This is a genomic window from Acinetobacter sp. UC24323, assembly GCF_024151445.1.
GTDB lineage: Bacteria > Pseudomonadota > Gammaproteobacteria > Pseudomonadales > Moraxellaceae > Acinetobacter > Acinetobacter baumannii.
The window spans coordinates 111,696-137,813 of the sequence record NZ_JAHIBY010000008.1 but is presented as its reverse complement, the minus strand read 5'-3'; the positions used below and the strand labels follow the sequence as shown (position 1 = coordinate 137,813).

23 protein-coding genes are annotated in these 26,118 nt (G+C 38.1%); 10 read left to right on the top strand and 13 right to left on the bottom strand.

Going from position 1 to position 26,118, the window contains the following annotated elements:
* Nucleotides 1–12: 12 nt before the first annotated feature.
* The 7 genes from astB to KNQ97_RS12415 form a co-directional block, all read right to left on the bottom strand.
* Nucleotides 13–1,356, bottom strand: a complete 1,344-nt coding sequence (gene astB / locus KNQ97_RS12445) for an N-succinylarginine dihydrolase (RefSeq protein WP_000679450.1) — start codon at nucleotides 1,354–1,356, stop codon at nucleotides 13–15.
* 17 nt (nucleotides 1,357–1,373) lie between these two features.
* Nucleotides 1,374–2,843, bottom strand: coding sequence for a succinylglutamate-semialdehyde dehydrogenase (gene astD / locus KNQ97_RS12440; protein WP_253612302.1), 1,470 nt, complete (start codon nucleotides 2,841–2,843; stop codon nucleotides 1,374–1,376).
* Nucleotides 2,843–3,874: an arginine N-succinyltransferase gene (gene astA / locus KNQ97_RS12435; protein ID WP_000973732.1), complete on the bottom strand. Its 1,032-nt coding sequence runs from the start codon at nucleotides 3,872–3,874 to the stop codon at nucleotides 2,843–2,845. Before astA ends, astD begins: the two co-directional genes overlap by 1 nt.
* Nucleotides 3,875–3,891: 17 nt before the next feature.
* The gene (locus tag KNQ97_RS12430) at nucleotides 3,892–5,106 is read right to left on the bottom strand and encodes an aspartate aminotransferase family protein (RefSeq protein WP_253612301.1); all 1,215 of its coding nucleotides are present in this window, start codon (nucleotides 5,104–5,106) and stop codon (nucleotides 3,892–3,894) included.
* Between the two features lie 144 nt (nucleotides 5,107–5,250).
* Nucleotides 5,251–6,522: a Glu/Leu/Phe/Val dehydrogenase gene (locus tag KNQ97_RS12425; RefSeq protein ID WP_001281781.1), complete on the bottom strand. Its 1,272-nt coding sequence runs from the start codon at nucleotides 6,520–6,522 to the stop codon at nucleotides 5,251–5,253.
* Nucleotides 6,523–7,557: 1,035 nt separating this feature from the next.
* Complete coding sequence (locus KNQ97_RS12420) at nucleotides 7,558–8,991, bottom strand: amino acid permease (protein WP_001191140.1); 1,434 nt, start codon at nucleotides 8,989–8,991, stop codon at nucleotides 7,558–7,560.
* A 413-nt stretch (nucleotides 8,992–9,404) separates the two neighbouring features.
* Nucleotides 9,405–10,682, bottom strand: coding sequence for a hypothetical protein (locus KNQ97_RS12415; protein ID WP_253612300.1), 1,278 nt, complete (start codon nucleotides 10,680–10,682; stop codon nucleotides 9,405–9,407).
* A 127-nt stretch (nucleotides 10,683–10,809) separates the two neighbouring features.
* Between KNQ97_RS12415 and KNQ97_RS12410 the strand changes: the two genes are divergently transcribed.
* Nucleotides 10,810–11,604, top strand: coding sequence for a class I SAM-dependent methyltransferase (locus KNQ97_RS12410; RefSeq protein WP_253612299.1), 795 nt, complete (start codon nucleotides 10,810–10,812; stop codon nucleotides 11,602–11,604).
* Between the two features lie 15 nt (nucleotides 11,605–11,619).
* A complete protein-coding gene (locus KNQ97_RS12405; RefSeq protein WP_000915016.1) occupies nucleotides 11,620–12,153 on the top strand; it encodes a hypothetical protein in 534 nt (177 codons plus the stop codon).
* Nucleotides 12,154–12,202: 49 nt separating this feature from the next.
* Here KNQ97_RS12405 and KNQ97_RS12400 read toward each other — a convergent pair whose 3' ends face one another.
* Together KNQ97_RS12400 and KNQ97_RS12395 are read right to left on the bottom strand one after the other, a co-directional pair.
* Nucleotides 12,203–12,766 (bottom strand): hypothetical protein, encoded by a 564-nt coding sequence (locus KNQ97_RS12400; protein WP_253612298.1) that lies wholly within the window; start codon nucleotides 12,764–12,766, stop codon nucleotides 12,203–12,205.
* A gap of 139 nt (nucleotides 12,767–12,905) precedes the next feature.
* A complete protein-coding gene (locus KNQ97_RS12395) occupies nucleotides 12,906–13,373 on the bottom strand; it encodes a Holliday junction resolvase-like protein (RefSeq protein ID WP_000118035.1) in 468 nt (155 codons plus the stop codon).
* A 158-nt stretch (nucleotides 13,374–13,531) separates the two neighbouring features.
* On the opposite strand from KNQ97_RS12395, the gene KNQ97_RS12390 reads away from it, so the two are divergent.
* The 4 genes from KNQ97_RS12390 (at nucleotide 13,532) to yccS (ending at nucleotide 18,452) form a co-directional block, all read left to right on the top strand.
* Nucleotides 13,532–14,176, top strand: a complete 645-nt coding sequence (locus KNQ97_RS12390) for a ParA family protein (protein ID WP_174724423.1) — start codon at nucleotides 13,532–13,534, stop codon at nucleotides 14,174–14,176.
* 122 nt (nucleotides 14,177–14,298) lie between these two features.
* On the top strand, nucleotides 14,299–15,417 hold the full coding sequence (locus KNQ97_RS12385) for an AI-2E family transporter (protein WP_000553809.1): 1,119 nt from the start codon (nucleotides 14,299–14,301) through the stop codon (nucleotides 15,415–15,417).
* 115 nt (nucleotides 15,418–15,532) lie between these two features.
* Nucleotides 15,533–16,108, top strand: coding sequence for a superoxide dismutase family protein (gene sodC / locus KNQ97_RS12380; RefSeq protein ID WP_001143890.1), 576 nt, complete (start codon nucleotides 15,533–15,535; stop codon nucleotides 16,106–16,108).
* Between the two features lie 193 nt (nucleotides 16,109–16,301).
* A complete protein-coding gene (gene yccS / locus KNQ97_RS12375) occupies nucleotides 16,302–18,452 on the top strand; it encodes a YccS family putative transporter (protein ID WP_001061809.1) in 2,151 nt (716 codons plus the stop codon).
* 36 nt (nucleotides 18,453–18,488) lie between these two features.
* Here the strand turns inward: yccS and KNQ97_RS12370 are convergent, their stop codons facing one another.
* Both KNQ97_RS12370 and KNQ97_RS12365 read right to left on the bottom strand, forming a co-directional pair.
* Complete coding sequence (locus KNQ97_RS12370) at nucleotides 18,489–19,718, bottom strand: MFS transporter (RefSeq protein ID WP_253612297.1); 1,230 nt, start codon at nucleotides 19,716–19,718, stop codon at nucleotides 18,489–18,491.
* Nucleotides 19,719–20,087: 369 nt separating this feature from the next.
* On the bottom strand, nucleotides 20,088–20,453 hold the full coding sequence (locus tag KNQ97_RS12365; protein WP_000719497.1) for a hypothetical protein: 366 nt from the start codon (nucleotides 20,451–20,453) through the stop codon (nucleotides 20,088–20,090).
* Between the two features lie 224 nt (nucleotides 20,454–20,677).
* On the opposite strand from KNQ97_RS12365, the gene KNQ97_RS12360 reads away from it, so the two are divergent.
* Together KNQ97_RS12360 and KNQ97_RS12355 are read left to right on the top strand one after the other, a co-directional pair.
* Nucleotides 20,678–21,265: an NAD(P)H-dependent oxidoreductase gene (locus tag KNQ97_RS12360; RefSeq protein WP_000065452.1), complete on the top strand. Its 588-nt coding sequence runs from the start codon at nucleotides 20,678–20,680 to the stop codon at nucleotides 21,263–21,265.
* A 13-nt stretch (nucleotides 21,266–21,278) separates the two neighbouring features.
* Nucleotides 21,279–21,593: a putative quinol monooxygenase gene (locus KNQ97_RS12355; protein WP_000955560.1), complete on the top strand. Its 315-nt coding sequence runs from the start codon at nucleotides 21,279–21,281 to the stop codon at nucleotides 21,591–21,593.
* A 45-nt stretch (nucleotides 21,594–21,638) separates the two neighbouring features.
* Here KNQ97_RS12355 and KNQ97_RS12350 read toward each other — a convergent pair whose 3' ends face one another.
* The gene (locus KNQ97_RS12350; RefSeq protein WP_001189301.1) at nucleotides 21,639–22,007 is read right to left on the bottom strand and encodes a hypothetical protein; all 369 of its coding nucleotides are present in this window, start codon (nucleotides 22,005–22,007) and stop codon (nucleotides 21,639–21,641) included.
* A 95-nt stretch (nucleotides 22,008–22,102) separates the two neighbouring features.
* On the bottom strand, nucleotides 22,103–23,512 hold the full coding sequence (locus KNQ97_RS12345; RefSeq protein WP_000993504.1) for an FAD-binding oxidoreductase: 1,410 nt from the start codon (nucleotides 23,510–23,512) through the stop codon (nucleotides 22,103–22,105).
* A gap of 379 nt (nucleotides 23,513–23,891) precedes the next feature.
* On the opposite strand from KNQ97_RS12345, the gene serA reads away from it, so the two are divergent.
* Together serA and KNQ97_RS12335 are read left to right on the top strand one after the other, a co-directional pair.
* Complete coding sequence (serA, locus tag KNQ97_RS12340) at nucleotides 23,892–25,124, top strand: phosphoglycerate dehydrogenase (protein ID WP_000077814.1); 1,233 nt, start codon at nucleotides 23,892–23,894, stop codon at nucleotides 25,122–25,124.
* A gap of 98 nt (nucleotides 25,125–25,222) precedes the next feature.
* Complete coding sequence (locus tag KNQ97_RS12335) at nucleotides 25,223–26,107, top strand: DMT family transporter (RefSeq protein WP_000099318.1); 885 nt, start codon at nucleotides 25,223–25,225, stop codon at nucleotides 26,105–26,107.
* Nucleotides 26,108–26,118 lie beyond the last annotated feature (11 nt).

The window sequence follows — 26,118 nt, the reverse complement described above, 5'->3', positions numbered from 1 at the left end:
GTCACCTCCTCATTATTTTTGGAAAGGATAAACCGAACCTAAACCTAAAATTTTAGTCAGTTCATCAAGTGCCATACGGCTTTCCATGAGTAAATGCGGATCTGCCAAATCTTCTTGTGCTAAACGATCGCGATAGTGTTTATCTACCCACTGATTAAGCGTCATAAACAATTGATCATTCATGAGAACTTTTGGATTTACGGCATTTAATTCGGTTTCATTTAATGCTACACGTAAACGTAAACAAGCCGGACCACCACCATTACGCATACTTTCACGCAAGTCATAAACCTGAATTGCATCAATTGGTGTACCCATTTGAATCATGTCATTCAAATAGCTCCATACTGCAGCATTTTGGCGAGACTCTTCTGGCACAACAATGGTCATTCCACCATCTGGACGAGTCAAAATCTGACTATTAAATAAATATGTTGCAACAGCATCGTCCACAGTCACACGGTTTTCAGGCACTTCAATTGAAATAAAGTCTTCACCGATGCTTGCCATTTTCTGACGAATTTCGGCAAATGCCTGATCTTGATTTAAGAAAGCATGTTGATGGTGGAATAAAACCTGTTGGTTACTTACCGCAATCACATCGTTATGGAAAACACCCTGATCAATCACATCCGGGTTTTGCTGAACAAAAACGGTATGTGCTTCATCTAAACGGTGCAAACGTGCAATGGCCTCGCTCGCTTCACGTGTCTGACGTGCAGGATAACGTTTTGGTCCCGGTAAACCATTATTTAAATGTTGTTGACCATAAACAAACACCTGAACACCACGTTTCGCATAATCACCACCTAAACGATTGTGATTTGCTGCCCCTTCATCACCGAACAAAGCCACTTGCGGTAAAGCTTCATGGTGTACAAAATGACGTTCATTTTTAAAGATCGCTTGTAAAACTTGGCTTGTAGTTTCAGCTTCAATTGAACGGTGAAATTTATTGTTCAGGTTAGCCGCTGTAAAATGCACGCGCTCATCTTGGCTATCAGCCGAAGGTGAAACAGTCGCAGCATTTGCAGTCCACATTGGAGAAGCTGAGCTTAAAGATGACAGTAGCTCTGGTGAATAACGCATTGCTTGAGCCACAACACTAATGTCATCTCCGGTAAAACCTAAACGGCGTAACATCGGAACATGTGGACGCTCATGCGGAGCAAGTACACCTTGTTTCATCCCCATGTCAGCCAAAGCTTTCATTTTTAATAAGCCTTGTTTCGCCGCTAATTTTGGGTTAGACAAATTATTGCGGTTTTTGGTCGATGCTTCATTACCAAAAGACAAACCCGCATAGTGATGTGTTGGTCCCACTAAACCATCAAAATTTACTTCATATCCTTTCATTTTTTCTTTCCCTAGTGTTAAGGCAACACAATCCCTGGAGATAATTTTTCTGGCAACGTCAAGCTTTCACTTTCGAGTGAAGCCATTGGCCAAGCACAGTAGTCAGCAGCATAAAATGCACTTGCACGGTGATTACCTGAAGCTCCTACACCACCAAATGGTGCTGCACTCGATGCTCCTGTTAATGGTTTGTTCCAATTCACAATTCCGGCACGTGCTTCAATGAGTAAGTCATCAAACAATTCACGTTTTGGAGAAACTAATCCAACTGACAAGCCGAAACGAGTTGCATTGGCAATTTTTAATGCTTCATCAAAACTGTCATAACGCTGAATAGTGGTAAGCGGACCGAAATATTCTTCATCCGGAATACCCGCCACACCTGTTACGTCAATAATGCCTGGAGTAAGTAATGAACTGTCTTCTTGAGGACGTGTCATTGGCAACAAGCTTTTTGCACCAAGCTCAAGCAACTTTTGCTGGGCATTCATCATGTTTGTTGCAGCAGCCGATGAAATTACGCCGCCCATAAATGGTTGTTGCTCATCATTCCAACGACCAACTTTTAAGTTTTTAGCAACCTCAACAAAACGTTGAATAAATGCATCGCCTTCAGCACCATTTTTTACCAAGATACGGCGCGCACATGTACAACGCTGCCCTGCCGAAACAAATGCAGATTGAATAGTGAGGTTAACAACAGCATCCATATTTTCGATTTCATCGATAATCAATGCATTATTGCCGCCCATTTCAAGCGCAAGAATTTTCTCAGGAGCACCCGCCATTTGTTTGTGTAGGTGATAACCTGTGTTTGCACTTCCAGTAAACAAGAGGCCATCAATTTCATGTGAGGCAGCTAGCGCTTCACCCGTGGTACGACCACCTTGCACCAAATTCATTACACCATTTGGCAAACCGGCTTGTTGCCAAAGTTTTACAGTTTCTTCAGCAGTCCAAGGCGTTAATTCACTTGGTTTGAATACAACTGTGTTACCAGCAAGTAACGCAGGAACAATATGTCCGTTCGGCAAGTGGCCCGGGAAGTTATATGGACCAAAAACTGCAAGTACGCCATGTGGGCGGTGACGTAAAGATGCCACACCATCTGCCATTTCAGTTGAGCTTTCACCGGTACGTTGGTGATAAGCACGAATCGAAATTGCAACCTTGCCAATCATTGACTGAACTTCAGTTAATGTTTCCCAAAAAGGTTTACTGGTTTCTTGGCTAATCACTTCTGCTAAATGCTTTTTATTTTCTTCAAGCAAAGCTGCAAACTTTTCTACAATCGCCACACGCTCAGCAAAAGGTAAACGCGCCCACGCTGGGAATGCTGTACGAGCAGCTTGGCAAGCTTTCTCAACATCACTAGCCGTAGCTTCAGCGCCTGACCATACAGTTTGGTTATCAACCGGGTTTGTTTTTACAAATGTTGTACCGCTGCCTTGTAACCAGACACCGTTTATAAATAAAGAGCTTGACATCAGGATACTTCCATAGGATTTAGTGATAACACACGAACAGCGTGACCTTCTTGTACACCGAGTTTTTCAGCTTGTTCATGCGTTAAATTTAAAGTGTTATCTACGAGATCAAGCTTCAATAACATGGCCCGATAGTCGTGGTAATTATCATTAGCAACAAGGTATTGTGTTTTACCCACTGTTGCCTCATTGGTAATTTTGACGTTTAAGAGTTGACTTTCTTTGACTGCACGCAACTCATCAATATTCGCTTCAATAGTTGGACCCGCATCAAAAATATCGACATATCCTTGATAACGTAAACCTTCTGATTCAAGCACATGATAAGCAGGCAAAGTATGTGGATGCATTTTCCCAATCACTTCTTGTGCATCTTTTGGTAAAAGGTCAACATAGACTGGAAAACGTGGCATCAGCTCGGCAATAAAAACTTTTTGGCCAATACCACTTAAATAGTCAGCAGTTGAAAAATCCATATTGAAAAAATGGTGCCCAATCGCATCCCAAAAAGGTGAGCATCCATTTTCATCAGAGTAGCCACGCATTTCCGCAATTAATTTTTTCTCAAAATATTGCTTAAATGCTGCGATAAACATAAAACGGATTTTCGATAAAAATTTACCGTTTTGATTTTCACGGCGTTCCGGATCTAAAAATAATGTACAGAGCTCACTACTTCCTGTTCTGTCATTACTTAAAAATAAAGTCGGTAATGACTTATAAACGTTTAATGCTTTTGAAGCATGTACTTGTGTTCCCACATGAAAGTTGTACCAAGGTTCAATTAAACCTACAGCAACCTCAATTGCACTTACACCAATAACACGTTGAGCTTCGGTATCTTCCAGAACAAACAAATATCCCTGCTCACTCTTATGAACATTGCCATTTAAAGTATTGCGAGTACGTGAAATTCGAGCCGAAAGCGTATCCATATTTTGTGGCAAGGAAGTCAGGCCAACACCTGACTTACCTGCTAATTTATAAATATCTTCAAGGTCTCGAAACTCGGCATGACGGACAATCATCATGGCTAGCTTCCCTTTTTTTATTTAGCCAACTTTGCCAAAGCTCTTTTTAAACGAGCAATCCCTTCATCAATATCTTGTTCAGGAATAATTAGAGAAGGAGTGAAACGAACCACGTTAGGTCCTGCGATTAAAGCGAGTAGTCCTTCTTCGCCTGCCCATGTGGTAATGTCTTTCGCTTTACCTGCATATTCAGCTTTTAGTACACAGCCAATCAATAGACCTTGACCACGAATTTCATCAAATACTTGATATTCAGCATTTAAAGTATTTAATGCATCAAGGAAATATTGATGACGGTGTTTCACGCCTTCAAGTACTTCTGGTGTATTAATAAACTCAAAGACTGCACCTGCAACCGCACTTGCTAACGGGTTACCACCGTAAGTCGTACCATGTGTGCCTACAGAAAAATGCGGAGCAAACTTATCAGTTGTTAACATTGCACCGACTGGGAAACCACCGCCCAATGCTTTTGCAGTCGTAAGTACATCCGGCATCACACCATAGTTCATGTAGGCATAAAGTGCACCCGTACGACCGACACCGGTTTGTACTTCATCAAAAATAAGTAAGGCACCAAACTGATCACACAGTTCACGTAAACCTTTTAAAAATTCGATGTCAGCAGGAATAACCCCGCCCTCACCTTGTACAGGCTCTACAATTACTGCACAAGTTTGTTCATTTATGACTGCTTTAGCTGCTTCTAAATCATTATAAGCAACATGGCTAATACCGTTTGGAAGTGGTGCAAAGTCTTGTGAATATTTTGGCTGACCACCTGCCGAAACGGTAAATAAAGTACGGCCGTGGAAAGCATTATTAAATGCCACAATGCCACTTTTACCTGCAACACCGCTGTCGAGTCCAACTTTACGCGCAAGTTTTAAAGCTGCCTCATTCGCTTCTGCACCTGAGTTACAGAAGAAAACCTTGTCTGCAAATGTATTTTCGGTGAGTTGTTTAGCAAGGCGTAGTACTGGTTCATTGGTATAGCCATTACCGACGTGCCAAAGTTTTTTTGCTTGTTCTGTTAACGCATTGACTGCCACTGGATGCGCATGACCTAATGCATTTACTGCAATCCCGCCTGCAAAATCGATATATTCTTTATTTTCTTGATCCCAGATACGTGAACCTTCACCACGTACCGGAATGAAATTTGCCGGTGCAAATACTGGAACCATCCAGTCATTAAAGTTGCTTCGAGTTACAGAAATTGGCTGTTCCATGCTTACCTCAGTATCTATTTAATTTATTTAATCTGTCTTACTGTCTTTAATTTAATTCATTTAGAAAAAGGGACCGAACAAATAACCCTATAACATCCTTTATATTTGCTCGACCCACCTTTCCTAAAAGGTAGTTTCCTCAGATTAGCCTGGGAAAATACCGCGTTCTTTACGAGCTTTTAAGATACGCTCACATGCCAAGATGTAAGCTGCTGTACGTAAAGTACAAGCATTCTTGTTCGCTGTATTCCAAACGTCATCCATTGCTTGAACCATCAACTTGTCTAAACGCTCGTTGATTTCTTCTTCGCTCCAGAAATAGCTCGCCATGTCTTGAACCCATTCGAAGTAACTTACAGTTACACCGCCGGCGTTACATACAACGTCAGGAACTACAACAATGCCACGCTCAACCAATACATCTTCAGCTTTAGGATAAGTCGGGCCGTTCGCGCCTTCTAAAATCAACTTAGCTTTAAGTTTTTCAGCACGCTCAACTGTAATTTGGCCTTCTAATGCAGCAGGAATAATGATGTCTACTTCTGCAGTCCAGAAATCTTCATCTGCAATTGCTTGTGCACCAGCAAAACCACCAACACCTTGGTTTGCATTTACGTGATCACGTAGCGCAACAAGATCAATACCATCAGCATTGAAAATTGTGCCAGTGTGGTCTTGAACGTGAGTGATTTTTGCTTTTGATTCAACAAATAAGAAAGCAGCTTCACTACCTACGTTACCAAAACCTTGAACAGCAACTTTCGCGCCTTCAATTGGTAAGTTGATTTTTGCAGCAACTTCACGACCAGTAACGAATACACCGCGACCAGTTGCTTTCACACGACCTAAAGAGCCGCCTAAGTGCACTGGTTTACCAGTTACAACACCCGTCACTGTGTGACCTTGGCTAGTAGAGTAAGTATCCATCATCCAACCCATAATATTGGCATTTGTACCAACGTCTGGAGCAGGAATATCTTTTTGAGGTCCGATAATGTGACCAATTTCAGTCGTATAACGGCGAGTTAAACGCTCTAATTCACGATTTGATAATTTACGTGGGTCAACACGGATACCACCTTTTGCACCACCAAATGGCAAGTTCAAAACAGCAGTTTTAATTGTCATCCATGCAGACAATGCCATCACTTCATTTAAGTCAACATTTGGATGGTAACGAACACCACCTTTACCAGGACCACGAGACAAGTTGTGTTGTACACGGTAGCCTTCAAAGTGCTGGATTGAACCGTCGTCCATTACAATTGGCACGTCCACAATAAGCGCACGCTTAGGACGTTTTAAAGTATCGATATAATCAGCTAAATGTTCTAAGTATGGCGCTACACGGTCAATTTGAGCCAAGTAAGTTTGCCATGCATCGCTATGTTCGTTTACGTATGAAAGATCTGACATCTTTTTTCCTATCTACCTACACAGACTCAGATGTGATAAATCTGCAGTCTTTATTATTCAGCAACCAAAACCTTGCAATAACAATGTTTTGATTTATTTATAAAATCTTCAGCTCTTCTAAAGCTTTAGACCTTTTAAATTCCATCTTGTGATATCAAAAGTACGATTTACTTTTATATATCGATATCTTTTACAATATTCTTTTGCCTCATCTGCCATTTATAAAAAGTCTTTATAAAAGCAAAAGTTCCACCGCAACCAACTCAAATAAGTCGACTGGAAATAAGTACAAAAGAGGTGACATAACCGTTTGGGAGTTAAAAAGAACTAAGGTTCATGAAACAAAAAAACCATAAGTCCCTAAAATTATTTTTGACTAATCGATAGATCCCTCCATTAGTCTTTTTAAATAAAAATTGTTCAGTAATACTGCAAGTTTCACATCACTACTCAAGCGAGTTAATCAAGCCTTCATATAGACATAAAATCTTTAAGTAAATATAGCACAGAGCAAGTTAATTTAGAACATTTTAAAATAAACAAGCAGAGAAAAAATAATCAATTTCCTCTATTTTTTATAATAAAAAAGTAACCAGACCTAAAAAAACACTACACTATAATAATTTTATTTTATGGAAATTAAAAAAATATTAAAATTAAAAATGATTAAAAAATTACCATTTAATAACAAAGACTTAATTAACAAAAAATTTCAAAAAATTCTTAAAATTTCTATAAATTTTCATAATATTTATTCAGTTTCTCTAATTCAAAACAAAGATATATAAATATTTAAACAATCTATTTATTAAATAACCATGATAAACATATACTTATTTAAAAACTTATAATAATTAGCTATTAATAATATTCCGACAAGTGGTTAATTTATGTGTCAATATTTGCTTTTATTATCAAAACAAAAAAAACATTTTCAAAAAAAATATATAAAACTCACTTTAAAGCTCAAGTTGCGCCCATGAAAAAAGGCCCCATAAGAAGCCTTCAATCAACACAACCAAGTAAGCAAAAGACTTAGTTTTGAGCTATATCTTTTTTACGATAAAAGATGAAATAGCTGACATAGCATAGCAAGATAAAAATAATGCAGCAGATAAAGCCCACTTGCATAGATGGATCAAATACCATACTGATACAAGTAACTATACAGAATAGCCCGCCTACAATTGGAGTAAGAGGAAAAAGTGGTGCAGCGAAACGTAGATCTTTTACTGTTTTTCCTGACTTATACCACTGTCTACGGAAGTTAAATTGCGAAATACAAATTGCAATCCAAACAACAACCATTGTAAAAGCAGCAACACCCAACAAATTTTTAAAAATTGTTTCTGGCGCAAATTGTTCTGAAAGCAACCCCGGAATAGCACCAAACATTGTCACAATAATGGCAATAATAGGTGTTCCAGACGGCGTGAGTTTCGCGAAAATTTTAGGTAACTGATTCTTTGCTGAAAGCGACCACATCATACGTGATGCAGCAAATAGACCCGAGTTAGCAGCTGATAGTAAAGCTGTAATAATTACAAAACGGATAATATCCTCTGCATACGGAATACCAATGTAATTAAATACAGTCACAAATGGGCTACTGCTCACATCATTTGCACTAAGACCTGCTAGGTGGTATGGCAATAGTGAACTAATCACTACAATCGTACCAACAAAGAAAATCAACAAGCGCCAAATAGCCGCATTAATTGCTTTAGGAACTGTTTTTGCTGGATTCTCAGCTTCGCCAGCCGCCACCCCAATTAATTCTGTGCCAGAAAATGCAAAGTTAACGATAAGCATAGTGGCAAAAATTGGGAAAAGACCATTTGGGAACCAACCATGAGCAGTTAAATTACTGAACAATGGTGCTGTTTCATGCCCCTGATAAGGAATAAAGCCGAAAATCGCCAGCAATCCCAAACCAATAAAACAGATAATGGTGATTACTTTTACAAGCGCCAACCAAAATTCAGACTCTGCAAATAAGCGGGTTGAACTTACATTAAGAAAGAAAACCAAGGCGCCAAAGAAAAGAGTCCAAGCCCATACCGAGGTAGATGGAAACCACTCCTGAACCAACAAGGCCGCAGCGGTAAACTCAGTCCCCAAAGTTGCAGTCCAAGTCAGCCAATACAGCCAAGTAATCATATACCCCGTACCTGGACCGATATAACGCCGTGCGTATTCACCAAAAGAGCCAGATTCAGGGACATGAACCGCTAGCTCACCGAGACACAGCATAACGGTATAGGCAATTAGACCGCCCAAGAAATAAGAGATAATTGCGCCAATTGGACCTGCTTGAGAGATTACGTCGCCAGACCCAAGAAAAAGACCTGTACCTATGGCACCGCCAAGGGAGATCATCACCAAATGTCGAGTACTCATTGCTCGTTTCAAAGGTGCAGAACTTCCATGTTGCGATGCATCATTATTCCGATAATTTAATGATTGCATATAAAAAACTGTAACGACAATTTAGTAAAAAATCATTTTAGGATAAAAAAATAAATATGCAATTATCTTTGAATAGTGAAGTTATTTTAAGCAATCTTTTGCCAATCAAATAAAATATATTTTAAAAACAATTAATTAATAATTATTAGGGTAATTATTGTATTTTAATTAATCTTACATCATTTCTTTAATTTATATAAATTTAAAAACTATACTTTTTAAAATATAATAATTTTTCACTTAATTCCCCATGCCTACTTTTAGCTTTATCTTTATTTAAAAATTAGACACACTATTTATTTAAATAATGACTTTTAAATTTATATACAAATAAATTGATAAAAAAATATTTTTTAAGCAAAAAATAAAGCTCAAATCTTGAGATTTGAGCTTTATTTAATCGAGGAAATGACTTAGTAGCTGGTCAATACAAACTGTTGAGATGGCTGAACGGAACCTTCAACGTAATCACATACACCTTGTTCATCACAATTTAAATTTAATTGCTTGTAGCTTAACGCAAAGAAATCAGAATATTGTTTAATAACAAACGGACTCATATCCGAAGTGAGTGCATCACCCTGTTTAAACAATTTAATAATTTTTCGGTCATTCATCCCTAACAAATAAAGTTCATTATTTAACTCAATCTGAACAACCCCAGTGTGCTCTGCCACAATGGGAATCAAATATGATGGGTTCGCCAACACTACATCTACAGCATAGGTTTCAAGCTTTAGATTAATCAAATTAAATACCAGTATTGCCTCAAATTGATTTTTCAAACCCTTTTTATGGTTTTCAGCTTGCTGGCTATACTGAATTTTAATTCCAAGCTTCTGGAAATCTTGCTCTGTAGCTTGCTTTGTTTTAATAAGACTACGAGTGACTGCTTGCTTAAGTGGATTGTCTAAATAACGTTCATCTAACTGAAAGTCATTTTGACGCAATATTTTCAATAACATGCTGTCATGGTATGTCAGCACATTTGCAAGAACATTACGATAATAGAACTTGCTTTGTTTTTTGATTTTACGAACTTGTTGATAGAAATACGTTTCATCAAATTCATGCTCAATAAAATCATGTAAAAGGCTTGAGCTTGCCAATACAGATAAAGCTTCATGTCCTGTAAAAGGCAAATGAATTGTATGTAAACTTGGTAAGATCTCTTTTATTTTTAAGTAATGTTCGCGATCAATTGAAAAGTAAGGATCATAAACAATAATGTATTCACGACTTGCATCTACATCTTGCGGCTGAATTTGCATGTCTTTATTCGCGACAGCATCGAAGAACTCAACATAGCGTCGGTCTTCAACTTGTTCAGGGTCAATTGAATACTGAGGCACAAATGCAATGATTCGATTCATATTTAATAAATTCGAATATTTAATTGCTGCATAGCCGCCCATTGAGCCACCATAACCTACAATATTTTTAAAACGCTGAATAATAGGCAAAATGACTTTTGCCAACTCAACCATACTGGCCTTTGGGAACCATGATTTTTGTTTTGGCATCACCCCAATGACATTGTATTGGTACTTTATTAGAGACTTTTCAGCATTGATAGATAAGCCACTCGCCCGGGTAATCAAATCGCCAAAAGAGAGAACTAATGTATTAGAATCGCCTTGTAAAAAAATGGCTCTAATGTGTTCGTCTTCAAAAATAATTTGCTTATCCATGCTCACACCGAAAGAAAATTTACTCCCACATACATCGTCAAAAATGAAACAAAATAGGTGTTTTGCCAATTTATGATTGCGGAGTATCTTATTTTATAGATGCCAGTCAGATTAAAAAGCGCAAAATATGACACAATCCTTACATCCTGCCGCTCAAAAAGGCTTCAGCTCTGCTGCTGAGCTTTATCAGCAAGTTAGACTAAATTATCCCGTAGAAATAGTAAGTTGGCTACAAGATCGGCTCCAAATACATGAAAATTCTACTGTTATCGATCTTGGATCGGGTACTGGCAAATTCTTACCTTACTTAAAACAGACACATGCCAATATTATTGCGGTAGAGCCAATTGGCGAGATGTTACAACAGCTTCAGCAAGCCTATCCTGATATTAAAACTTTACAAGCCTTTAGCCACAATATTCCAGTAAATAACCAACAGATTGATGCTGTCATTTGTGCCCAATCTTTTCATTGGTTTGACAACATAGAAACATTGACCGAAATCCATCGGGTATTAAAACCTCAAGGACATTTAGGACTTGTTTGGAACCAGCGCGATGAAGGTACAGACTGGGTAAAAGCCTTAGCGGATTTTCTACTACCACTTGAAGGTGATACACCTCGTTACCATAGTGAAAGGTGGAAAAAGGTTTTTGAAGACCAAGATTTATTTACTTTTGACAATTTAAATACTTTTTCGCAATCGCAGCATGGTACTGTCGAACAAGTGGTGAGTAAACGGTTACTTTCAACAAGTTTTATTGCAGCAATGACCGAAAAAGATCAATTACAGCTCAAAGCTCAGTTTGAAAAAATTGTTTATGATTTTACTGGGTTAGGCCCACAAGATCAGATTGTTTTTCCATATGTCACATATGCATATCATTTTCAAAAAAGTACGTCGTCAAATCATAGAGAATAGGTTCGGTTGAAAGCTATGTTAAAAAAAACGCCTCATATCATCTTAATGTCTTTGCTCAGCTCTAGCCTATTATTGACGGCTTGTAAAAAAGCAGATGAGCCAGCAAAGACTGAACAATCTCATACAAGTTCATCTACCGATCAGGTCTTGGAAAAACTCAATGAAAGACCAGTGAAGAAATTCCCAGCTACTGCGGATGACGCTCATGATATTGCGCTACTAGAAGATTACGATCGCCGCTTTACTGAAATGAGTGACGAGATGGAAAATGAGTTAGCGAAAATGCATGAGGCTGGCACACTCACCGCAGAGTTTGAACAAAAACGTACGCTTGATAACGTGCGCTCAGCATTGACCATGTTAAAAGACCTCGACTTAAAAACTGAACAAGGTCGTTATATTCAGGGCTTACTCTATCAATATTGGGAAAACCAAGAAAAGAACTTTAGTGATAAGCAGGCAAGTAAAGATGAGCAGGTCAAACAACTTGCTGACTATTTACAAGCACAAAATCAGTTAAAGTACTGGAAAGCCTCACAGCAGCATTAATTTAACTGCATGCAATAAAAAGCCTTCTTATAAAGAAGGCTTTTTTAATTTAAATATTTTGTTTTTCAACCCACTGAATTGATTGAACACGGAAGAGTTCACATGCACCATCGCCGGTATCAGTTGGGGTCAAAGATGACTTCCAAACTAAATCTTTATCTTTGATTTCAACCAGATCACCTTTTAAATAAACCAAATCACCACGTTTAACTTGCTTAATTTGTTGGGCGATTTCAGGGTTTGCAGGAATAATGTGCATATTCGATACCATCTGCATTGCTTGCTCAGCTGGTACAGGAAGTTTTGCTATTTTCCAGTTTAAATAGCGGTCATATTGTTTCACTGAAATATTTCGCGCGATTTCAGGTTGAGCAAATAAACCCCAACTTACCGCATAATCAATCGGTGAAAATTTGGCTTGCTCATCATTGTGATAAATTTTTGAACCTAAAATCCTAAAATTTCCCTGAAATGGTTGTAATACAGAAATTGATTGATCTTTTTCAACTGGAAGCAAGCCATTGGCAATATTATATTCACTCGAGGTTGATGCAAATGCTGACCCCATGCCTAAAGTCGCCAGCAAAGCTATCATCAAACGTTGTTTTTTCATCGCTTTATACCTCAAATATTGCTAGATCAAATTCATTAGATCTTCGTTTTATGGTAGCTCTAAGGTATGAAAAAAATATCGGAATTTAGTAACAATACAGATCAATTTCGTCTATTTTTGTGCCTAATTAAATAGATTATTAATCTTCAAAATCTATTCTTAAAGTTTCAAAACGAACTTTCCCTTCCTTAATTGCCTGAGCAATTGCTTGCTGCCCCTTTGTTAAACGTGCCCCTCCACTTTTGACATCCAGCAAAATAATTTGAATATCATCGGCAGTTCCGTCTCCATCTCGAAAATCGGTATAGCCATCGAAAATAATATAATCAACCGGGTCGCCCATAAACTTGGCATCACTTGGCAAATACTGAAACTCCGGCAAGACTGGCGCAAATTGTTCTGCCATTTTTCCTTTTAATACGGCGCGGCTCGTATTTACACTTCTCTTTTGTGCTTGGGCAAGGGCTTGTTGATGCTCAAGCTCCAACTCGGCAATATATTGCTCGTATTCAGCCTTGATTCGGCCATTACGGGTATTTGATAAAATAAGCGTCGTGATAATAATACCAATACCAGCACCAATAAGCATGGCCAGCCATACGGACATAAATTTTCCTTAACAAATACACATCATCGCGATAGATGAGCAATCATATCTAAAATTAGGGAGTAGCTTAAACTTTTGTCAAAGGCAGTCATCTACTTCACATAAAAAGATGCTAAGGTATAAGTAGAACAAGTGTGCTGCTGAATATAACTGAATTTATGAAAACGATACTTATTGCAAATCAAAAGGGCGGATGCGGAAAAACCATGACAGCCATTACGTTGGCAACAGCTTTGGCACAAAAAGGATATAAAGTAGCATTGGCAGATTCTGACAACCAAAAATCTTCTTTACAATGGTTAAAGCAACGTCCAGAAAGTGTAGCCGCGATTCAAAGCTTGGATTGGCGTCACGAAAAATCGATTGGTGATGCGCCTAAAAATTTAGATTATTTAATTATTGATGCACCGGGTGCTCTTTCGGGCGATCATGCTGAACAGTTAGTCAGCGAAGCTCATGCGATTATTACACCACTTCAGCCTTCATTTTTTGATATCGATAGTACACGTCGTTTTCTCAAGCATTTGCAGGATATTAAGCGTATTCGTAAAGGTAAAGTACAAATTTTACTACTTGCAAACCGAGTTAAGCCGAACAGCGCCAGTTCAAAAGACATTCAGCAATTTTTTGAAAAAATCGAACATGAACCCATTGCGTGGATTGCCGAGCGTAGTGCTTATGGCAGTTTAGCAATGCAAGGTTTAAGTGTATTTGATAAACCACAAAAGAACTTTATTGCAATTCAAAGCCAGTGGCAGCCTCTTTTAAATAAACTGATTGAAGATAAATCTGAGTGGTTCTAAAACCATCTCTTTATTTTAGGTGGGCAAGATGCAGAAATGAGCACGCCTGCCTAAAATTTGTCTCAGGTCATTTTTCAGTTAATATGACCTTATTCTATTTTAAAAATTAGAGAATTTTGTTCGTGCATCCATACGCTCCTACTTTACAGCGCGTTTTATTGTTTGGGCTGTTTTTTATCCTGATCTTTTTAGGATTTAACATCCTGAAGTACTTTATTGTACCTGTACTTTGGGCTGCCATTATTGCCTACATGACTTGGCCGATTTATTTAAGAATTCAGCATTTTTTTGGTGAAAACAGAAATAATTTAAATGCTACAGTTATGATTAGCTTAGTCATTTTAATTGTTGGCGTGCCATTTACATGTGCTATTTTTATTCTACAACATGAAGGTCGTAACCTTTATTTTGATTTACAGCGTCAAGTCTTTTCAGGTCATTTAAGCGTTCCCGATTTTATTCGTAATCTTCCGTTTATTGGTAAAGAAATATCTCGCACACTCAACGAAATTAACACAGACCCTAATAGTACTATTCAGAATATTGCAGCTTGGGTACAAAGCCATTTAAGTTATGGGCGTGTGTTATTAAATGAAATTAGTAAAAATATCGTCAAACTTTGTTTTGCGATTTTAAGTCTTTTCTTCTTTTATCGTGATGGCCACACGATCTTAACCCAAGTGAGTAAAGCCTTGGAAATGGTGATTGGGCCACGTATTCATCATTATCTCGACACAATTTCAGAAACCACTCGTGCCGTTGTGTATGGCGTGGGTTTAACTGCAATTGCTCAAGCAGTACTGGCTGGATTAAGTTATTTCGTCGCTGGTGTACCTAACCCAATGGTTCTCACCATTGCAACGTTCTTATTAGCCCTAATTCCGTTTGGTACTCCTGTTTCCTACTTAGGCGTTGGACTATGGTTGTTCTCTCAAGGTCAAACCATGGAAGCTATTGGCGTCATCTTATGGGGTGTGCTGATTGTAAGTAGTTCAGACAACGTGATCCGTCCACTTGTAATCTCTGGTGCGACTCAAATTCCGTTTTTATTGATTATGTTCGGTGTATTGGGTGGTATTGCAAGTTTTGGTTTAGTTGGTCTATTTATTGGCCCTGTTATTTTAGCTGTTTTATTAGCAATTTGGCGTGAATGGCTTCATGAGACGATTGACCCTGAACCCATGCCAAAAACAACCATGATTTATGATTCAGATGATGATTTACCGCCATCTAAAAACTAAGCTAATGATTTAAAAATATTTCAAGATACAAAGTGACTATTTAAATTAACTTGTAGGGTTCACGCACCTTTGCTTGAATAAAAAAATCAGATTTATAGTTATAAGGATATCTATAATGCCAGTATTTAATAAAATTGGTGCAGTATGTGCACTGACAGCTTTATTAACGGTCGGTTGTAGCACGGTAAGTAAGACTGTATCTGATACAGCCCATGCACTTACCACAATGCATACTAAAAAAGTGGTGGATGTTAATGAAGTGACAGCCAATGGTATAGGTAAAAAACTTGGTACGATCAGCTTTCAAGACAGTGATAAGGGCTTAATCATTACCCCTGCTTTAGCAGATTTACCAAGTGGTACTCGCGGTTTCCACATCCATGAAAATCCATCTTGTGCCCCTGCTGTTAAAGATGGAAAACCAGGCGCTGCTTTAGCTGCGGGTAGCCACTATAACCCTAACCAAGCCCCACATCATGGTACGCCAACTACCGGGCATTTAGGCGATTTACCAGCATTAGTCGTTGACAATACTGGTGTAGCTACAACTGCTGTTATTGCACCACGTTTAAAACTTGCTGACATTCAAGGTCGCGCTATCATGATCCATGCTGGTGGTGATAACTATTCAGATTCTCCTTTGCCTCTAGGTGGTGGCGGAGCGCGAATTGCATGTGGCGTAATCAAATAAGTGCTATTTTTAAATTGTGGGTATCTAAAAAGATATCCACAATTTTGCTATTTTATTAAGCAACTTAGACTAATTAATTATTATAAAATCTTAAAAAATAAACTGACTTTTTTAGACAAAACGCATAATATTTTTCAAGTAATAAAAATTTAAATACCAATTGTCACGTACCCTCTCATTTAGAAAAAAAGCCGTGAATAATCTGACTCAACTATTCAATCGTTTTAAAGCGAATTCAATTTTAATTTATTGCCTGCAAATTTTAATTGTACTCACAGGCACAACTTTAGGTTTACTTTGGTTAGGTCATAATGAACTGATCGTTCCTGTGACTTTAGGTGCGATTGCTGCTGCACTTACCGATTTTGATGATCGCTTAAGTCTTCGTTTACGCAACTTGCTCTATGTCTGCCTACTCTTTTTTACTGTCAGCACTATTCTTGGTTTTTTAGCACCTTATAAATTTTTATTTATTTTATATCTTTCAATTTCCAGTGCTTGTTTCATTTTATTGGGAGCTTTAGGGCAACGCTACGCCACCATTTCTTTTGGTACGATTTTACTCTCAATTTATAGCATGTTTGGTTTAGGAGAATATGCACACTGGTACCAACAGCCTACTTATTTTGTCTATGGTGCGTTGTGGTACGGCTTAACTTCTATTTTATTTTTTATTCTTAAACCAACACTTCCTTTACAAGATAAACTTTCACAAATTTTTGAAGAAATTTCAGCCTTACTTCAAGCTAAAGCACGGTTGTTCGACCCAGATAATAAAGAAAATGTTGAACAGCTTTTATTTGAGTTATCACTACAAAATACACAAGTTGCACAGAGCCTTAACCAAATACGTAGCTCTCTGCTGACTCGCCTTAAGGCATCACGAGTCAGTAATAAAAGTATTTACTGGTTAAACCTATACTTTTTTGCGCGAGATATACACGAGCAGGCAACTTCTAATTATTTACACTACGAGCATATCCAACAAAATTTTAGCCGTAGTGATCTCATTTTTCGTTTTCAGAAAAACCTACGCTTACAGGCACAAGCTTGCCATGATTTAGCCCAATGCATTTTGCATAATCAACAATATCAGTCTTCTCAAGAAAGCCAAATTGGCCTAAACCATTTGGAAAGCTCTTTGAAAGACTGGATACAACAGCATCCACAAAATTTTGAAGTTAAAAATTTAAAGCTGATTTTTAATAATTTAAAAGGAATGCATGAACAATTTGAACAGCTTCAATATGCTCAACCGTTTAATGAAACGCTAAGTCAGAACAAGCAAGAACATCTCAATTTACTAGATGATGATATTCAAGGATTTTCAGACCTTGTTTTAAAAATTCGGCAGCAACTGACGCCACAATCGGCCCTATTTAGACATGCAGTACGAATTGCGGTTGTATTTGCCGCAGGTTATGCCATTTCCCTCTTACCTTTTGCCCAACATGGTTACTGGATTTTGCTCACCAGTTTATTTGTTTGCCAAATTACTTACTTTGCAACCAAAAGTCGTTTAAAGCTTAGAACGATTGGGACTTTACTCGGCGTTTTATTGGGTATTCCCATTTTATATTTTGTTCCTAGTATTGAAGGTCAACTCATTCTTACCATTATTTGTGGAGTTAGCTTTTTCTACTTACGCCAGAAAAAATATGCGCTGGCAACACTGATGGCAACCTTAATGGTATTGCTCATTTTCAATTTAAAAGGTGCAGGTTACAGCATTATTTTACCTCGTCTAATCGACACCTTATTAGGCTGCTTTATTGCTTGGCTTGCTGTTAATTTTATATGGCCGGACTGGAACTTCCGTAATATTCCAAACAATATTAAGAAAAGTAGCCAAGCCACATTTGATTATTTTAATGTGATTGTTGAGCAATATCAGCATGGGAAAAATCAAGACATTGAATATCGTAGAATTCGCCGTGCTGCACATAACGCGCAAATTGAACTGTCGAATATGATTTCAAGCTTAAGTGCCGAGCCCAACCCGAATCCAGAGCTGATTCATTACGCCTTTCGTTATTTGGTTTATAGCCACAGCCAGCTGAGTTATGTCGCCGCCTTAGGCAGCCAAAGACAAAAAATTGATGATCAACAGGTATTACAACTCTTACTGGATTGTCAGCAAATTCTTAAACAAAGTTTATTTGAACAAGCTTCGGTTAACTTTAGTTTTCTTGAACAGACTTTAAAGCAAATTCAAAGTTTAATAACTCACGAACATTTTTCAGAGAACTACACACTTGTCTTAAAACAGATGAGTTTATTATTAGAAACCTTGCCTGAACTCTTAAGCTTAAAAGGCAAACTTTTAGAGCATGAAATTAAATAGAATAAAAAATACCGGAATATAAATTCCGGTATTTTTTTAATGTAAGTCTTGTGCAACTCTTTCCTGCATTTCTCGTTTTAAAGCTAAACGTGGTTGAGTAAACCACAAGGCAATAAATGCAAAAGCAGATAAGACAAAAGCCCATAAATGAAATTGGGTGTAGAGGTAACGTACAAGCTCAATCATTGCAAAGAAGCTCGTCATCAATAGCATTGAAACAGCAGCAGCTACAGTTCCTTTTGACACTTCAGATGACATGAGCGCAAAACGGTACAACACTGAGAAGCTAATTCCTTCACCAAAACAAATGAGTGTCATACCTATTAATAAGCAAGGAATTAAATAGGCTTGCCAGACAACACCTAATATTAAAATTAGCGTACCAGTGAGCATAATCGGTAAGCCAATTAAGACAGTTTTACCTAAAGCTAAACGGTCAATAATTTTAATTAAAACAATGTTACCAACAATTAAACCTAAAAATACCGGGAACTGTGCTAAACCATATTGCACGCTCGTTAGCTTCAGTTCATCGACCAAAATAATTGGTGATAACGCGATCCAGAGCATAAGCGGCATACCTACAAGCGGTAAGGCCAACGTTAACCCAAGGAACTGCCGATTGCTAAATATCTTTTTAAAGTCATCAAAAAGATAACTAAAAGGCTGTTTGGTTACACTCACCTTATGACTAGGCATTTGTTTCTTTAAGCCAACCCAACTCAGCAGTGCGAGTAAAGCAATTGCCACGAAACCCCAGTGCCATGAAACATAATCAATTAAGAAAGCTCCAAGTACAGGTCCTAGCAAAGGCGCAAGCAATGAGATATTTGCCATAAGTGCCATGACTTTAATCGCATCACGCTCGGCAAAATTTTCCTGAATTGCGGCATATCCCACTGCTGAAATTACGCTTAACCCAATACCTTGTAAAAAACGTAATGTCAGAAAGTGTTCAATTTGTCGCGTTAATAAAATTAAAAAACAGCACAAGGCAAAAAATAAAACACCAGACAAAAGTACTTTTTTACGGCCTAATCGATCTGATAAAGGTCCTAGTAACCATGCAACAGATGCACCACCTAATAAATAAAATGACATTGAAGACGGCGCCCAAGTTGCACTTACACCGAAATCTTCAGTAATTGCCAACATGGCTGGCTGAATCAGGTCATTACCAATATAAACCGCAAATTCAAATAGCACTAAAGCTAAAGGAAACATCAACGTTGTACGGTTCAACGCTGTCGTTTGAATATTTTTCATGAGTTTGTACACTTCAAAATAGCGGCCACTATGTCTCAGCAACTACATATTGAAATAAATAATGTAGCCATGACGATGACAGTATGGTCAGTCAATCTTTAGTTAAGTTGTTATATGCCGTGAGAGTGCATGTTTAGAATGTGAAACACCGTATTCACAAGGTGTCTAAAACGAGAAAAAATGTATGACGTGAGATTCGGTAATTTTTACCATCTGGCATAATTGCCGGATGACACAATATCACTTTTCAAATTGATCATCAATCGGACAATTCCAACAATTTTAAATTCTATATTTTAATGATGACGAACTCATTTTTATATTGTGAATAACCCTAAAGTTATCCACATATTCAATAGAAATTCAGCTTTAAGGACAAGGATTAACTTGAAAGTCTGCTGCTTCCTCGCCCTTTGTACATTGATAACTTTGTTTTTTATTCACGATTTTCCAAACAGTCTGATCTTTTTTTAATAAATACTCAGTACGTGTTTTCGAAACAGCATCTTCACTCGGCTCTGTCTGCAAAATAGTGACTTGAGCATTAGAAGGATCTTCTAAAGCATTCATTTGCTGTGAAATACTTAAATTACTGGCATTATTTAAAAGATTAGGTTGATCGAGTAAAACAGCTTGTATCGGACTGTTCGCTTGAGGTGTAGGTGGATTTGTATTTGGTGTACAAGCACTCAGAATCAACAAATTACACATCATGAGTAAACCAATCTTTTTCATACTCAACTCCACCACAATTTCACCATGATGCTAAAGGCTACAAACAATTTTTTCCGTTCAACTTTGTAAAGTATTTGCCATTAAAATAAAGAAACCAATATAAGGTATCAAACCAAGATTAATGATTTTTAATCAATAATATTTTTCCAATTACTACATTTTTCTTTAAGAGTAAGTTCTCTAAAGTATCGCTCAAGTTTAAGAATTGAATTAGAGTAACTCCCATGAGCAATATTTTAGTCATTAATGGTGCCAAACAATTTGCGCACTCAAATGGTGAATTAAATGACACACTCACGACATTAGCGACGAATCACCTCACTGAACTCGGTCATGAAGTAAAAGTCACTCGTGCAGATAGTGACTACAATGCTGAAGCTGAAGTAGAAAAATATTTATGGGCAGATGTCGTGATTTATCAAATGCCGGGCTGGTGGATGGGTGCACCGTGGACCGTAAAAAAATATATTGACGATGTATTTACGACAGGTCATGGTTCTCTTTATGCAAACGATGGTCGTAGCCGCTCTGATGCCTCAAAAAAATATGGTTCAGGTGGTTTAATTCATGACAAAAAATATATGCTGTCACTTACTTGGAATGCGCCAATGGAAGCATTTGACGATGCGGATCAGTTTTTCCATGGCGTGGGTGTAGATGGTGTTTATTTACCATTTCATAAAGCAAATCAGTTCTTAGGTATGAGTACCCTACCAACATTTATTGTAAATGATGTAATTAAAATGCCTGATGTAGATAGTTATGTGGAAGCATACAAAGCACATTTGAACACACTATTTGCAGCAGCCTAACCCGGAGAAAACCATGCTTACTATTATCGCGGAAATTCGTACTCAATCGGGTGGACAGCACCGCCAAAACGTATTGAATGCATTTCAAAAAATCATTCCAACTGTTTTAGCAGAAGATGGTTGTCATGGTTATGAACCTTTGGTTGACCACATTTCAAATGCGAGCTTCCAAAACAAAGACCCTGACATTATTGTGATGTTAGAAAAATGGGAAAGTGTGGCTCATCTTGAAGCACACTTAGCTACACCTCATATGCAAGCGCATCATGAAGCAGTCAAAGATGATGTAGTTGACGTCAAAATTAAAATTTTAGAAAGCGGCGTATAATTTAAGAAATAAAAAAAGACGATATATTTATCGTCTTTTTTATGCTTAAGAACAAAGCTGCGTCTGGAAACCTTTAGAACCTTTTCCTCTTGCACATTGGTAGCTCTTTTGCTTATTTTGCAATTGCCACTTTTCATCAACCAATTTAAATAAATATTCCGTCCGAATTGCTGAGACAGAATCATCCATTAAACCGGTTTGTATAACAGTAATGCGAGAAACTGTTGGAGATTCTACTCGGTTAAATACCTGCTGAACTGAAGTATTGTTATGCTCTTTTACAATCTCGGGTTGCGTTTTAAGTACTTGTTGCATTGGGGTTTCTGAGCCCACAAAAGGAATTAATTTACTTGTGGTTGCACAACCCGTCATAAGTCCAGCACAAAGTGCAGAAATAAAAAATAAACGTTGCATTTTCATCACCAAAAAACAAAAGGCATAGCTTTATGATGCTATGCCTTTGTCGGTTACTCTGTAGAAACTATGTAGTTCTACAAAATAGATCTAATTTAAAGATCGAATAATTTACCCGGATTCATAATACCTTTCGGGTCAAATACTTTTTTCAAAGCTTTCATATATTCGATTTCTTCAGCTGAGCGCGAATATTCCAAATATGGCTTTTTCGTCATACCTACGCCATGCTCGGCAGAGATTGAACCATCGTATTTTTTAACGGTATCAAACACATATTTATTCACAACTTGACACTTCGCAAAGAACTCATCTTTGGTTAAGTTTTCAGGTTTTAAAATATTTAAGTGCAAGTTACCGTCGCCGATATGGCCGAACCAGCAAATTTCAAAGTCAGGATAGTTTTCTTGAACAATTGCATCAATCTCACGAATAAATGCAGGTACGTGAGTAATTAATACTGAAATATCGTTTTTGTATGGAATAAACGGCGCGATTGATTCAGAAATATCTTCGCGTAAACGCCACAAGCTCTCTACTTGATCAAGACTCTGGCTCATTACACCATCAAGTACCCAACCTTGTTCCATACAGTGCTCGAAAATCTCCATTGCTTTGTCGATAATCGGTTCGTATGGCGCTTCAAACTCAAGCAATACATAGAATGGACATTGAGTTTCAAATGGACGTTGAACATGACCACGGTCGAGTACTTTTTGCATTGCAAGCTCACCAAAGAACTCAAATGCAGTTAAGTCGATATCTTTTTGGAAAGCATGTAACACAGGCATTACTGCATCAAAATCAGGAACACCTAAAACTAAAACTTGTAGGTTTTGTGGTTGACGCTCAAGTTTAATTTCTGCTTCAGTCACTAAACCTAATGTACCTTCACCACCAATAAACAAATGCTGTAATGCATAACCAGTTGCATTTTTAATCATGCCTTTGTTTAAACGTAAAATGTCGCCCTTACCCGTCACTACAGTTAAACCGAGTACCCAGTTACGCGTCATGCCATATTTAATGACTTTAATACCACCAGCGTTGGTACCGATATTACCGCCAATCTGGCTAGAACCTGCTGACGCAAAGTCAACTGGATAATACATGCCTTGTTCTTCTGCATAATTTTGCAATTGCTCAGTCACAACACCAGCTTGTACACGAACCATACGGTCTGCCGGAAAGAACTCAAGAATCTGGTTCATTTTGTCCATGCTAATGACAATTTCACCATTGGTTGCTACAGCACCAGCAGAAAGTCCTGTACGTCCACCTGACGGTGTAATTGCGATATTAAACTGGTTTGCAAGCTTCACAACTTCCTGAACTTGTTCAGTCGTTGATGGAAAAACGATGACCGATGGGTTCGGATTAAAATGCTTGGTATGATCTTTACCCCAGTTTTCGAGACTATCAGCATCGGTTTTAATACGGTTTTCACCGACGATTGCTGTTAATTGGGTGAGTAACTCAGGTGTTAAAGCGACTGGAGCATTCATCGTTTGCAGACCTAGCAAGAAGTAAACTGTGGTGGGACTATGACCTCATATTTCTCTAGGTTTTCACCTGAGCAAAGCCATAATGTTCAAGGAACTCCTATATTCTACATGTAACAGCACAAGCGATAAAGTTCAGAATAGAGATACTGTCACTACAAAACATGTTTAACACCAATAAAACACTTTTTATAAGGCCTTAAAGGAAAATTTGGGCCTAAACGTAGATCAAGCATATTTTGTAATGCTCGACAAGCCATAAATGGAAGTGATTAGACATAGATAAAATTGCCATAAGGCGATGGTATAAACGAAATATCTATAGCGCTGCCCAGTATGTTATTATACCGCCACCAAATTTGGCCTTTGTAGCGGAGCCGTAATGAGCCAACATCTTTCACTACCTAAAGATAAAATCCGTTTCCTTTTGTTAGAAGGCGTTCACCAAAACGCAGTCGATACTTTAAACGCTGCGGGTTATACCAACATTGACTATCGCAAAACTGCTCTTGAAGGCGAAGCACTTAAAGAAGCAATTAAAGATGCTCACTTTATTGGTATTCGTTCGCGTACCCAATTGACTGAAGAAGTTTTCGAAGCTGCAAATAAATTGATCGCAGTAGGTTGTTTCTGTATCGGAACAAACCAAGTAGATCTTAAAGCAGCGATGGCACGTGGTATTCCTGTATTTAACGCACCATATTCAAATACGCGTTCGGTTGCAGAGCTCGTACTTGCTGAAACTATTCTTCTTCTTCGCCGTGTTCCTGAAAAGTCAGCGGCTTGTCATCGTGGTGGTTGGGACAAATCTGCTGTGGGTTCTTTTGAAACTCGTGGCAAAACTTTAGGTATTGTGGGTTACGGTTCCATCGGTTCTCAACTTTCAGTTCTTGCTGAAAGTATGGGTATGCATGTCATTTATTATGATGCAGTCACTAAATTACCAATGGGTAATGCTCGCCAAGTTGGTTCTTTAGATGAACTTTTAGCAACTGCCGATGTTGTGACTTTGCATGTACCGGATGTTCCGTCTACACGTAACTTCTTCACTAAAGAACAATTTGCAAAAATGAAAGAAGGCGCAATCTTCTTAAATGCTGCACGTGGTACATGTGTAGTAATCGAAGATTTAGCTGATGCAATCAAATCTGGTCACCTTGCAGGTGCGGCAGTTGACGTATTCCCGAAAGAACCAAAAGCAAATGGTGAAGAGTTCCAGTCTCCACTTCGTGGTTTAGACAACGTGATCTTGACTCCTCACGTTGGTGGTTCAACGATGGAAGCTCAAGCAAACATCGGTTTAGAAGTAGCAGAGAAATTTGTTGCTTACTCTGATAAGGGTATGACACTTTCTGCGGTAAACTTCCCAGAAATCGCGTTGCCATTGACAGCGGGTCAACACCGTTTACTACACATCCACAAAAACGTACCGGGTGTATTGTCTAAAATCAACAACTTGTTTGCTGAACAAGGCATCAACATTTCTGGTCAGTCACTTATGACTAAAGGCGACATCGGTTACCTTGTAATGGACGTAGATGCTTCTGCTTCTCAAGAAGCTTTAGATATGTTGCATGAAGTTGAAGGCACAATTCGCGTACGCGTATTGTTCTAATACAGACTGTAACTTTAAAAGCCACAGCATTGTCTGTGGCTTTTTTATAGGTATTTACATTATCATGTGAAAAGTATACCAATTGATCAAATAATAAAATGTCCAGTTCAAGCCAGAAATCCCAGCTTCATGCTTTGGGCTTTCTTATTCTTGCCATGTTAAGTGTCCAAAGTAGCGCATCCTTAGCTAAAGTCCTGTTTCAGAACTTTCCTGTACTGACTGTTTCTGCAATGCGTTTATGTATTGGGGCATTTATTTTGGCTTTCATTTTTCAGATCTGGAAAATTAATTTTAGTCAGGTCCGATGGAAAGCTATTTTGAGCTATGGCTTTGCTCTTGCTGGCATGAATGCTCTTTTCTATTTATCGCTTGAACGTTTACCCATTGGTATTGCGGTTGCATTTGAATTTATTGGTCCACTCAGTGTGGCCCTTTACCATGCTAAACAAAAATATGATTTTGTCTGGGTCACTTTCGCAATTATTGGTCTCATTTTATTATTTCCTTTTAACCAAGCACATAGTTTGGACTGGATCGGAGTCTTATTTGCGATGAGTGCGGGTGCTTGTTGGGCCCTATATATTATTGCAGGGCAAAAGCCTTCTGGTATCTCAGGTAACCATACCGTTTGTTTGGGCATGACTGTAGGTGCTTGTATACTTTTACCTATTACTTTTTTCTCAGGCTCGATTGGGCAAGTTATAGAACTACCATACTTTTTTTATTTTATTGGTCTCGCCGTTTTAGCCAGCGCACTTCCATTCTCTTTAGAAATGTTAGCTCTACGCAATTTAACACCTTTAAGTTTTGGAACATTGATGAGCCTAGAGCCAGCTGTTGCTGCACTTTCCGGTTTTATCTTCTTAGGTGAATACCTGTTATGGAATCAATGGTTGGCACTCGCCACCATTATTGCTGCTTCTGTGGGTTGTACCATAACCACCCAAAGAGCCCGACAACAACGTGAAAAAACAGTAAGTTAATTCTGCAAAAC